This is a genomic window from Bacteroidota bacterium (genome assembly GCA_008933805.1).
Classification (GTDB): Bacteria; Bacteroidota; Bacteroidia; order UBA8524; family UBA8524; genus SB11.
The window spans coordinates 11,324-23,574 of the sequence record WBUH01000011.1; the positions used below are offsets into that span (position 1 = coordinate 11,324).

Genomic DNA, 12,251 nt, shown 5'->3' on the forward strand with positions numbered 1-12,251 from the left:
GAGTTGTGTGCAGCTTATTCGTTGTTTTTGATAAAATGCTCTACAAAAGGCGCATTATCTACATACACTACCATATTGTAAACATCAATTGGTAACCCTGCTATGGCAACAGTATGACTATGGTTGCCTGCCAGTAGTTCGCCTAATGGTATATCATTAACAACCTTAATACCAAACTTGTTAAACACTGCTAATCTTACTTCACCGTCAACGTTCATATCCATATTCACTGTAATAACATCGGTAGCAGGATTAGGGGTTAAGGTGAAGGTTACATTCGGTTCGCTTGAACCGCCACCGCCTTGTGAGCCACCGTTTAACCCATACCCTTGCAAAGGTTGGTATGGGAACAGCATCGCACAGGTTTTCAGGTTTTCTGCATACTCCAATTCTGTAATTTCCTCGGCAATTACCTTGCGTTCGTTTTCAATAATGCAATTCCAATAATTTAAGCGGTCGATGTCGTCGGTTTGTACAAAAGTGCTGATGTTGGAATTTATCTCCAATGCGTCAGCGTATTTACCAAACATCCAATGCACAATCATCCGGTCAAGTTCTATGTTAAACTTCACACGGTAATGAGGGGTGTCGTTGGTATTTACAGCGTCGTTAACTGTATTTAGCTGGTCAAACAAGGTATTAGCGGCCAATAATTGGTTTGCCACTCCTGCGGCATCCCCTACAAAAACTTGTGCGCCAATGGCATCCCCAATAGAGGCGAGGTATTTTTGATACCCAAATACATTCATTTCTTTGGTTTCAGGACTGATAAGACTTGAGGCTGCCGTTAATAAGTTAGCAAGGTTTAACAAGCCTTGTTTTAATACTACTTCTTCACTACCGCCCCCCGACAAGGGCACTGTTTGGGTAAACCCTGTAAACACGTTCCTAAAGGCTGTTTTTACATTGGTTCCCATATAGGTGCCATTGGGTACATTTTCAGTTGTGCTGATACCCCCGAAATTACCGTCAAAAGAAGACAGCACACTACCGTTGCGATAGATATTAAGGGTTGCGCCGCCACCTACGGGTGGTTTTTTTGTATCAGGGTCAAAGTTTAACGGGTCGGATAATGCCGAAGTCCAAGCACTAATCGGGCAGGTGGTTGTTGTGGCCGATTGAATACCCAAAATATAGCGGGGTGTATAGTTCTCATTAATTGCAAAGTGGATAGAGCCTGCATTATTTACACTAATAAAGTTAGGGGGGAGTGGTGGAGCTACATAGGCAACGTTTGCTTGTGGCCCCCAATAATTGTTGTTAATGGTTAAGTCTTGAATTGAAGTATTAAGCGTATTACTTGGGCGTGTTATCACTAACGATGAATATTGAGGATTACTGCTGCCGACATTATAAAAACTGTTATACCCGTTATCTATTTGGGTGGTTAGGAAAAACGGACGCAACAGTCCGTATGGTGAGGTTACTTTTGCCCCGTTCTTGCCACTTGGTATGTTTAGATAGTTATAGCCGCCGTTTAAGGGGCTGCCTCCCACCAATGAAATACCCGTAGAAGGCACTGAAGCACTAATGTTTAAGCTACCGTAGTTATAAAAATCAATGGCTTGGTCGTTTTGGTAGAAGTGGTTGCAGGCAAGGGTGGCCACTGCTTTATCCCCGTGAAAACCTGTTACGGTTTTCGAGAATACGTTACCTGTTATCCCCACATCGGCATAGTTAGCACTGGTTATTTCAAAACCAAACCCTGTGGGGTTATTACCCGCTCCTTTAACCGTATTGGACTCAAAACGAAGGGTACGGGCAAAATCGACGGCCTGCACCGCTTGTCCGCAGTCTATAAACTCGTTGGCAAATATGTGTGTGCGTCCGTTGCGCACCTGTACCCCGTAATCACAATTTATAAAATCGTTATAGTGGATTTTAATGTCGTAATGCCCTTGTGGGTTTAGGATGGTAAAGGCTGTTTTAGCATCTGAAAAGGTGTTGTCGGTGATATATTGAGGATGAAGTATTCCGTATATGGTAATACCCTTATGTATGCGGGTGTTTCCATTGTTATCGGTTACTGTTGGAATGCGGGTAATGGTGTTATTTACTATGTGAAAATCACAAGGTAGCACCATGCTTGCATTTAGTCCTAATTCTGCTTTAATACCTTCTATTTTGAACAGCTTTAAGTTTTTGGGCGGGTGCAAGCGGGTGTGGCTGGCTATTTCGATGCGTTTGGCGCCTGTAGCATCTTCAAATATCATTTGGCAGTTGTTGCCGTTTACGGTGATGTTAGGCAGGTTGTTGTTGTCGCTTGGTAAGTTAAAAAGTATATAACCCTCTCCTAAAGGGTTAAGTGTTGCGTTGGGTAACAACTCTAAATTCCCCAATATCTCAATTACAGCGTTTGAACCGTTCAGCATGATTTGATTAGCAGTACTGATTTTTAGGGTAGCTCCTTTTTCTATTACTATCCTGCCTGTGTTTTCAACAATCAAAAGCCCGTCTTCAAGGGTTAAAGTAGAGCCGCTTCTAACTATCATAAAACCGCCCACACCTGTTGCATTGTCTCCTATTTGCAGCCTGCCGTTATTGGTAACCGTCAGGGTAGAGTTATTACATACAACCAACGTGGTGTTTTTATTCTTCAAAAGCCCTGTTGCGGTACTGATAGACCAATCTGTATTTACATATTCGTTCAACTCTACCCCAAAATCCCTGTAATGGTTAAATCGGGGGATTATTTCTTTTGTGGTTTCTAAAGGTTGGGTAAGGTTTAGGGTAATATCGGTACAAGGGCAGGTTACTAAAGGGTTGTAATCGGGCATGGTAACACTGGTGTTGGTAAAAGAAAGGGTGGTAGCATCGTATATCCTTATCCCTTCAAGCCCGTATGCAATGTGGTACAGGTTGTACAACATCATATAATCAAGGCTGTGGTAGTGGCTGCGCTGGTTTTCTGATTTCGCCTTTTCACTTGGTGATTTAGTGGAGTGTAACCACCGATGTCCAACGTCCCAGCCTCCTGCTGCCCTGTTAGTCGCGTCCATTAAAAAACTGCCCTTACAATCCATCGGGTCAAGTATTGCTTTCATTTCTTCTTTGTAATCAAACAAATTGCCAATGGCAGAAGGAGGTATTGTTGTTCCCGACGTATAGCGCACTCCGCTTGGACGGTTTCCGAACTCGCGTATTTTCTTAAAGAAGTCATACATCAATATAAAAACTTCTTGGTTCATACCCCTTGCCACCTCCTGAACTTTATCACGTTGCCATGTATTGGTGGTGGATGCCAAATTAAGGTGCATCTGAAAGTTTACATCAGGGTCAGGGGGTGCATTTGAGAACCCTGCAAATTGGTAACTTCCGTCAGGCTGCGCAGCATTTTCAAGTTGATGCCAAAGTTCATCCAAACTCATATCATTAACATTATCTAACAAGCCAAAAGCCACTGTTGCCCCAATGGGAGCAAGCGGAACGGTTGTCATCCAGCCTGCGGTGGTAAACCACAATTCGTCAAAATTAAATGTAGCTAATTCGTCATAATCCATTGAAAAGGTACGGGGTTGGGCAAGGTCGCACCCGTCAACATCCCAACCGTATTGATAATCCCAATTATATTGTGCCCCTGTAACAGCAGTGGCCAACTGGCAAATGGGATAGCCTTGTAAAAATATATAATACGAGTTTTCGCCTGCGGCAATGCTGCCGTCCACAGGGCTTTTAATGGTATAGTTGCTTTTAAACTTTTTGGTATGAGCGCAGGGCAAATAACCGGGCATCACAAAATCGAAATACATATTTTCACCTAACTCTGTAAAACCTTGCAATTGTGCCATAATGCGGTTGGTAATGCTTTGCACTTCGCTAAGCAGGTTTAAGGGGGCATCCTGCGGGGTGGGCTGCACTGTTATACTGCCCACCAGTTCTTTTACAAACAAAAAGCCCATCATTAAGGCAATGTGCTGGTCTTGGCTGGGTTCGTTTTCGGGGTTGAATTTTCCGGGGTCAGGGTTTAAAGTGCTGTTGTGGAAAAAATCAGACAATACGGTTTTGTATTGAATGTTGTCGTTCAGGTATTTATTATCACTGTTGTTCCAATTATCCCAGTAACTTTCCCCAACATCATCCCTCAAATAAAATCCATTAAGATTTTCACCTTGAGTGTTTTGTGAAAGATAGGGTTCTGCACGTCTATCCAATCGATTAACGGCAGCAATAGCATAATATAGCTCATTGAGGGTGGTTTGGGCTTCGGCATTGTGCCCGTATTCTTTCAGCAAGTAGTATTCGGTGGCCAATACTCCGATGTACCAGCCCAGCGAGGATGTGGCATCTCCGTAGTACAAGGTGGCTGCACTGTTGGGCGATGCCCAGAAGCTTTCGCTGCGGGTGGGGATGGGGATGCTCATACCTTGCTCTTTGCCAATGCAGGTAAAGTACTTTTTATAACGGTCGCGCAAATCCCAGTATTTTTTATGGTTCAGTTCGTCGGTTTGCCCGGCCGCCTTCCCATAAATAAAGGCAACGGCAATAAGTAAAAACAATTTTTTCATACAATATAGATTTAATTAGTGGTGATTTTTTTGGGCATAGTTTTTCCATCTCTCTAAAACAGTGTTTTTAGAGATTATGGATTGAACAGGGTGCAGTAGTGAGTTATTGGCTTATGTTGTAATCAACTAATTTCCAAACGGTGGAGTTGTCAATTACTTTTTTGATTATTCCTACATTTTTAGCAAAATAAAAATTGGTTTTTTTCTTTCCTTCGGTAATGTTTTCGGAGTCTTCAAACCGATATACGGATAAAAACTGTTTACTGTCAATCAGCATTGTTGAGGCGGTATCAAGAAAGGTTACGATTCCGTCTTGAGTGTACGGATATCTTTTGGAGTTGAGCGAGGCATCAAAAAAGCAAATGGTTTGTCCAACATAGTTACCCGGTTTAGTTTTTGTTCTCCAACATAGAGACCCCCATGAGCCGCTGTAATAATAATTAAAATTATACCCAAAGTAAGAACTGGATGTATTAATTGTAAACCAATCGTAATAAAATTCTACTTTACCATCTTTTCTGAAAGTATCAATACCTTGGTTAATTTCGGTAACCACAACGGTATCGTACAGGTTGTTAACCGAGTCGTGGTATACCCACCATGACCCCATCTTAAAAAAGGTATAGTCTTTGATTTTTTGTGGGGTTGGCACAAAATAAGGTTCGGGGACTGGCCCGTTATCATCGGGTTTGCAACTGTATTGGCTGGTCGCCAATAACAACAACAGTATTGATAAAATGTATAATTTTTTCATGCAAAGTTGTTTAGCTGTGACTTACATAAAACGAAAAATTGTTGCATATAGTTCTTTGAGATGCAATCTTTCGACAGACAGTAATTGGTTTTTTCATAGTTTGAGCAATGTTTAATTTAGTTACTAAGGTAACAATTAACTTTTTTGATTGAGTTGCACTAATTGCAACCCCTCTTTTTACTTTTACGGAATTTTGCAAACGGATACTTTTCATTTGGTAAACGTTAAAAAACTTAAAGGGGGTGCCCCCCGCTGTTTCTGCTACATCGGATATCGCCAGACACCCTACCAGACAGAATAGCAAAGAGACACCCCCTTTCAGGGGTGTGTCTTCTATTGCCATTCCCCTCTGGTTAAAACTGGCGATTTTGATGTAGAGGGAATAACAAAGGACACATTATGTGTTATCCTTATGTACTAAGTTGCTATGTTTCTAAATACTTCTATCGTTTACACAAAGGTAGTAAACTACCTAAACTACACCAACACAGTTTCAACAACACGTTGCTTTTAGAAACATACTGCTATGATGCCCATATAAAGAACGTTGTATAATGAAGAGGCAAACAGGCATTAAAATGCAGTATAGCAAATATATTTTTATACCAAAAGAAATAATACAGTGAAAACACCTTATTTTTAAGTGCAGATAATTATACAATGCAAAAAAACCGCATCCCTGCGGCTTCGTGGAAACTTGATTACATATCTTAGGATAGATAATTCATCAAATCAATGTTTTAAAAATATACACACAAGGCAAAAGTAACGGGCAATATTTATGTATTCAAGGGTGAAAACACCCAATATCAGTGTACTTTAAAAGAACCCGCCGCATCTCTGCAAAAAATATTTGCAGCTTTGCCTACCGCCTACCCTTCGATGATTGTATCAATCAACTTGCTGTTCATTTGTTATTTCAAGGTTTTTCTTTTTCCCTGTAATAAAATTTAAAGCACGTGTGCTAATTTTGACCCTTAACAATTGCTGTAAACCAATGAAAACCATACTAAAACCAATCACCTTATTCTTTGCCCTGTTTTTAATAACTGCCACCAGTTTTGCATGGAACGGCAGGGGGCACATGATTGTTGCCAGTATTGCCTACCGTAACCTGTCCGATTCATTGCAAATCCATTACACGGATATTCTGAAAGAACATCCGTTTTATCAGGATTGGAACAAGGAGTTCAACGAATTGACCGGAATTGAATTTGGGGAGTTCCTTTTTATGAAAGCTGCCACATGGCCTGATGATATACGCAAATCGGGCAATCCTAACGACCATCCCGAATGGCACTATATGTCTTACAAAATTGTTTATGACGGTAAAATACCTAAAAGGGAAGTCACTGACACAGTGAACGTCCTTACCCAATTAGAGCATTGTTTGGACTTGGTAAGGAACGATGACGAAGAAACCAACGAACGAGCCATTGCCCTTGCTTGGTACATACACTTGGTCGGGGATATGCACCAACCTCTGCATACTGCATCCCTGTTTAACACCCTGTACCCAAAAGGGGATTTGGGCGGTAACAGTATTAATGTAATTGTTAAAGCAGGTAACAATGCCACCAATTTGCATTCCTTTTGGGACGGCTTAATGGGCACGGGCAAAAGTTATTCAGCCATTTGCGACCAATCCCGTAATTTAACCAGTACACACACAGAGCCTTCGTTACCGATGGCGGACTCATTGTCCTTTACCCTTTGGAGTTATGAAAGCTATGCGCTGGCGGCAACCGTAGCGCACAAAAACGGGGAAATTGACCGTTTAAGCGGGATAAAGTCAAAAGACACCGCACCCCTAATCCCCAATGCGGAACAATATGTAAAAACCGCCAAAGCAACGGGCGAACTCAGGGTGGCTTTGGGTGGTTACAGGTTGGCAAAAACCTTATCCGATTAACCAAAAAACAAAGCGTTGAAGATTTCCAACAACGTGTTGTTGGGGTTTTTCAATGCGGTGTTTTTAACCGATAAACGGCTTGTTTTTTAGGCTGCAATACCACACTACATAAACAAGAAACGCAGTATTTAAAGGCTTTTAGCGTATGTGTGCGTGTAGTGTAAAAACGTATCACCGCCGAAGCAATATGACCTCTAAAAGAGGTTGCATCCATCGTTTTCGTAGTTTTTCCAACAACACGTTGTTGGCACATTACCGTTCCACCCGTTCCATCGTGTTTCAGGTTGGAACGGGTGGAACAGGTGGAACACCCTTCATTTCTATTTCATCTCCAAAGGGTAGCCCCCCAACAAAAAACCGCCCATTGGAGCGGTTTTAATCTTGTGATGACTCATCAACAAGGGCAATTGATAGTATATAGAATGCCGATATTTCAAAAGGAAACCAAAGGTACTTGTGGGTTGCTTTCACTACAAGGGTGAAAACACCCTCTTTGGTGTTTTGCTTTCTATACACATTGTTTAAAAATATCTGATTGACAGTCAGTTGATAGCAAATTTCCTGTTGACTTCTTAAACGCGAATTCGTTTAATTATACAACTTATTCTTGTCGGTAATTTCAACAATGGAAACGCAAGTCGTACACTTGGACTTGGACACCTTTTTTGTGTCCGTAGAACGGCTTAAAAACCCTTCTCTGATAGGCAAACCCGTTATTGTGGGGGGCACTTCGGACAGGGGTGTGGTAGCGTCGTGCAGTTACGAAGCACGGGCATTCGGTATCCATGCGGCAATGCCCGCCCGACAAGCCCGCTACTTATGCCCCAATGCCATATTTGTGCGGGGGGATTATGAGGATTACAGCAAATTTTCGCACATGGTTACGGAAATCATCACCGAAAAAGTACCCTTGTTTGAAAAAGCATCCATTGATGAACATTACGTGGATATGACGGGTATGGACAAATTTCACGGTACCTACAGCTATATGCACGAATTAAGGCTTCGCATCATTAAAGAAACAGGCTTGCCCATTTCCTTCGGGTTGTCGCCCAATAAAACCGTTAGCAAAATAGCCACAGGCATTGCAAAACCTAACGGTGAAAAGCAAGTATTGCAACACATCATGCAGGAGTTCTTAGACCCTTTGCCGATAAACAAAATACCAATGGTGGGCGAAAAAAGCTACCGCAGGTTGCGCGATTTGGGTATCAGTACCATTTTCACACTTCGCCAAATGCCCGCCCCGCTTTTGGTAAATGTGTTGGGGGATAACGGCAGGGTGATTTGGGAACGAGCCAATGGTATCGACCATACCCCCGTAATACCCTATTCAGAACAAAAAAGCATCAGCACCGAACGCACCTTTGATAAAGACACCATTGATGTTGTAACCGTCAAATCCATCCTTACCAATATGGTGTGTGAACTAACCCACAAGCTGCGTGTGCAGCAAAAACTAACCGCCTGCATTACCGTAAAGATACGGTACAGCAATTTTGACACGGAAAGCAAGCAAAAGCGTATCCCTTATACCTCAAGTGACCATATTCTGATAAAGGAAGCCTTGCTCCAATTTGACCAACTGTACCAACGCCGTATGCTGATACGCTTAATTGGGGTAAGGGTATCGCATTTGGTTCACGGCACAGAGCAGTTGGATATGTTTGAAGACCGTATAGAGTTGCACAGCCTTTACCAAGCCCTTGATAAGATAAAATTGCGCTACGGTGAAGAGAAAATAACCCGTGCGTCGGGGTTGAATACCCATCGGCAATAACACAAAACAACAAATCAGCCCCTTACTGCCATTTGCCGCCCTGCCGGTGGCAAATGTGATACCCGCCCCCGCTGTTTAGGACTTAGAAAGGAAAGAAAGGACACAATACCATGTACATTAACTGCCATAGCACATACAGTCTTTGTTACGGCACATTACCCATCAAAGAGTTAGTTGCTCATGCTGCACAATTTGGCATCCGAGTATTGGCACTCACGGATATTAACTGCTCCACAGGGGTGTTTGAGTTTGTGCAACAATGCAATTCCTGCGGTATCACCCCCATTATAGGGATAGAATTTAGGAGCAACAACACGTTGTTGTTTGTCGGGCTGGCTAAAAACAAAGAGGGGTTTAGGGAACTAAACACTTTTTTGACCGACCACAACCTGAATAAAACCCCTTTACCCGCACAAGCCCCCGAATTTAAGCACGCAACGGTAGTATATCCTACCCACAACCTGCCCCCTGAAGGGACTTTGTTGCGGGATAACGAATACGTAGGCATCCGCCCTTCGGAACTCACCAAACACCAATTAAAACTGCAACGGGGCGAATTAAAGAAAGCAGTGGTGTTACAACCTGTTACCTACTTAAACCTAACAGGCAGGGAACTGCACAAACGCCTACGGGCAATAGACAACAACGTGTTGTTGACAATGCTGAATAAAGAAATGGGAGTGGCTGAGGATGAATACCTGATAGAACCCGACCGCATTGTAAGGCGTTTCAGTGCCTACCCTGAAATTATCCTAAACACACAGCGGTTAATGGAAAGTTGTCAGTTTACAACGGACTTTGACACCATCAAAAACAAGCGGCTGTTTACCACCAGCATTTACGACGATAGGCAGCTTTTGCGCAAGTTGGCAATGGACGGCGTAGTGCAGCGTTACGGGAAAGGCAACCGCGAAGCCCACAAACGGGCACTGCATGAATTGGAGGTAATTGAGAACTTGGGATTTGAAGCCTACTTTTTAATTACGTGGGATATTATCCGCTATTCCATGTCAAGGGGTTTCTTTCACGTGGGCAGAGGCAGCGGAGCAAACAGTATTGTAGCGTATTGCTTGCGCATCACAGACGTTGACCCCATTGGATTGGATTTGTACTTTGAACGCTTTTTAAACCCCAAACGTACCAGCCCCCCCGATTTTGATATTGATTATTCGTGGAAAGACAGGGACGATGTACACGAATACATCTTTAAACGTTACGGCAGGGAGCATACCGCCTTATTAGGGGCTATCAGCACCTTTCAGCGCAGGGGAGCGATTAGGGAATTGGGAAAAGTGTATGGGTTGCCAAAGAATGATATGGACGAAATGGCGGCCAACAAACGGTTTGACTTTAACAGGGATACCGTTACCCAAGAAATAGCCTTGTATGCCCGAATGTTAAACGGGTTTCCGAACCACCGCACCATACACGCAGGCGGGGTATTGATTAGTGAAGAACCTATCAGCTATTACACCGCCCTTGATTTGCCGCCCAAGGGGCTGCCCACCGCCCAATGGGATATGTACGAAGCTGAACGTATCCGCATGGACAAACTCGATATTTTAAGCCAACGGGGTTTAGGGCATATCAAAGACGCTACCGACCTTGTGCAGCAAAACAGGGGTAAAAAGATAGATATTCACGAGGTAGCCCCCATAATGAACGACCCCAATGTGAAAGCACAGCTAAAATCGGGGGACAGTATTGGCTGCTTCTACATCGAAAGTCCTGCTATGCGGGGGTTGTTAAACAAATTGCATTGTGATAATTACCTCACCTTGGTGGCTGCAAGTTCCATTATCCGCCCCGGAGTGGCTTCATCGGGAATGATGGGGGAATACATCAAGCGGTTTCATCACCCTGAGTCGGTGCAATACTTACATCCCGTAATGGAGGAGCAACTGAAAGAGACTTACGGGGTAATGGTATATCAAGAGGACGTTATCAAAGTATGCCACCACTTTGCAGGATTGGACTTGGCCGATTCTGATGTTTTGAGGCGGGCAATGAGCGGAAAGTACCGTTCAAAGATTGAGTTTGATAAATTGGTAGCAAAGTTCTTTTCTAATTGCAGGGAAAAGGGGTATTCTGAAGAACTAACCAAAGAGGTGTGGCGGCAAATTGAAAGTTTTGCGGGGTATTCATTCAGCAAGGCACACAGTGCCTCTTATGCCGTGGAGAGCTTTCAGAGTTTGTACCTGAAAACCTACCACCCCAAAGAGTTTTATATCGCTGTAATTAACAATTTCGGAGGGTTTTACAGTACGTGGGTATATGTACACGAAGCCATAAAAGCAGGGGTAACGGTGCACCTGCCTTGTGTGAACAACAGCGATTGGTTAACCAACCTGAATGGCGACGATGCGTATTTGGGGTTTATCCATCTCAAAGGGTTGGAGCAAGGAGTGGCCGAGCGGATAATCACCGATAGGTTTTACAACGGGCTATACAGGGATTTTGAGGACTTTGCCACCCGAACCAAAGCCCCCCTTGAGCAATTATTGCTGTTAATCCGTGTGGGTGCGTTGCGGTTTACAAGGCAGGGCAAACGAACCTTACAGTGGGATGCACACCTGTTAACGGGGCATATTGACATTGCCCCCGATGCCCAATGTTTGTTTGAGACGAAGGCAAAGAAGTTTGAATTACCCGTGTTGGAGCATAGTTTGGTAGAGGATGCTTACGACGAAATGGAGTTGTTGGGGTTTTCGTTGTCAATGTCGGCGTTTGATTTGGTGGAATTACCACAAAAGGGACTTATTACTGCAAAAGAATTAATTGCCAATGCAGGGCGCATAGTGAGCATTGCAGGCAATTTTGTGGCTCCCAAACCCGTGCGTACCGTTCATGGGCAGGAAATGGCTTTTGCAGCGTTTTTGGATAAAGAAGGGGCGTTTTTTGATACGGTGCATTTTCCCGATAGCCTTAAATTCTATCCCATACACGGTAAAGGGGTGTATCAAATTATTGGCAAAGTGGTATTGGATTTTGGGTATCCCTGTATTGAGGTAAAGAGGCTTAAAAAGTTGCCTGCGGTGAAAGACCCAAGGTATTAGATTAATAACCCACGATTTAATATATTTGAGTATGAAAAAGCTAATTACACTATTATTCTTGCTTGTTTCATCTATAACATTTTCAGATTGTTCAAAGGATGATAATAACGCACCTCAATCCGATTGTCAGACTGACGCAAGCAAACGACGCGGGGCAAGGTGTAAGGACGGTACTGAGTCAATGGCAACAGGGTCAGGTGCTTGCTCAGGGCATGGGGGTGTTGATTATTGGCTGTGTAAATAG

General features: G+C 43.3%; 7 protein-coding genes. 4 read left to right on the forward strand and 3 right to left on the reverse strand.

Features of this window, described 5'->3' with window-relative positions; translation table 11 throughout:
- Nucleotides 1-14: 14 nt before the first annotated feature.
- From F9K23_11525 to F9K23_11535, 3 genes are all read right to left on the reverse strand, one after another.
- Entirely contained in the window at nt 15-4,505 is a 4,491-nt protein-coding gene (locus F9K23_11525; protein ID KAB2915117.1) for a hypothetical protein, read from the reverse strand.
- Nucleotides 4,506-4,608: 103 nt separating this feature from the next.
- Nucleotides 4,609-5,259 carry a hypothetical protein gene (locus F9K23_11530; protein ID KAB2915118.1) on the reverse strand — a complete coding sequence of 217 codons (651 nt, stop codon included), beginning with the start codon at nt 5,257-5,259 and terminating at the stop codon, nt 4,609-4,611.
- A 10-nt stretch (nt 5,260-5,269) separates the two neighbouring features.
- Nucleotides 5,270-5,602 (reverse strand): hypothetical protein, encoded by a 333-nt coding sequence (locus F9K23_11535; protein ID KAB2915119.1) that lies wholly within the window; start codon nt 5,600-5,602, stop codon nt 5,270-5,272.
- A gap of 654 nt (nt 5,603-6,256) precedes the next feature.
- Between F9K23_11535 and F9K23_11540 the strand changes: the two genes are divergently transcribed.
- The 4 genes from F9K23_11540 (at nt 6,257) to F9K23_11555 (ending at nt 12,251) form a co-directional block, all read left to right on the forward strand.
- Nucleotides 6,257-7,171 carry a S1/P1 nuclease gene (locus F9K23_11540; protein ID KAB2915120.1) on the forward strand — a complete coding sequence of 305 codons (915 nt, stop codon included), beginning with the start codon at nt 6,257-6,259 and terminating at the stop codon, nt 7,169-7,171.
- A gap of 625 nt (nt 7,172-7,796) precedes the next feature.
- Entirely contained in the window at nt 7,797-8,951 is a 1,155-nt protein-coding gene (gene dinB / locus F9K23_11545) for a DNA polymerase IV (protein ID KAB2915121.1), read from the forward strand.
- A gap of 110 nt (nt 8,952-9,061) precedes the next feature.
- Nucleotides 9,062-12,007, forward strand: coding sequence for a DNA polymerase III subunit alpha (locus F9K23_11550; GenBank protein KAB2915122.1), 2,946 nt, complete (start codon nt 9,062-9,064; stop codon nt 12,005-12,007).
- 31 nt (nt 12,008-12,038) lie between these two features.
- Nucleotides 12,039-12,251, forward strand: a complete 213-nt coding sequence (locus F9K23_11555) for a DUF3761 domain-containing protein (GenBank protein ID KAB2915123.1) — start codon at nt 12,039-12,041, stop codon at nt 12,249-12,251.

Bases quoted from the DNA above. Each gene is read 5' to 3' on its own strand.
- F9K23_11525 (KAB2915117.1), bottom strand. From the start codon at position 4,505: ATGAAAAAATTGTTTTTACTTATTGCCGTTGCCTTTATTTATGGGAAG.
- F9K23_11550 (KAB2915122.1), top strand. From the start codon at position 9,062: ATGTACATTAACTGCCATAGCACATACAGTCTTTGTTACGGCACATTA.
- dinB (KAB2915121.1), top strand. From the start codon at position 7,797: ATGGAAACGCAAGTCGTACACTTGGACTTGGACACCTTTTTTGTGTCC.
- F9K23_11540 (KAB2915120.1), top strand. From the start codon at position 6,257: ATGAAAACCATACTAAAACCAATCACCTTATTCTTTGCCCTGTTTTTA.
- F9K23_11530 (KAB2915118.1), bottom strand. From the start codon at position 5,259: ATGAAAAAATTATACATTTTATCAATACTGTTGTTGTTATTGGCGACC.
- F9K23_11535 (KAB2915119.1), bottom strand. From the start codon at position 5,602: ATGGCAATAGAAGACACACCCCTGAAAGGGGGTGTCTCTTTGCTATTC.
- F9K23_11555 (KAB2915123.1), top strand. From the start codon at position 12,039: ATGAAAAAGCTAATTACACTATTATTCTTGCTTGTTTCATCTATAACA.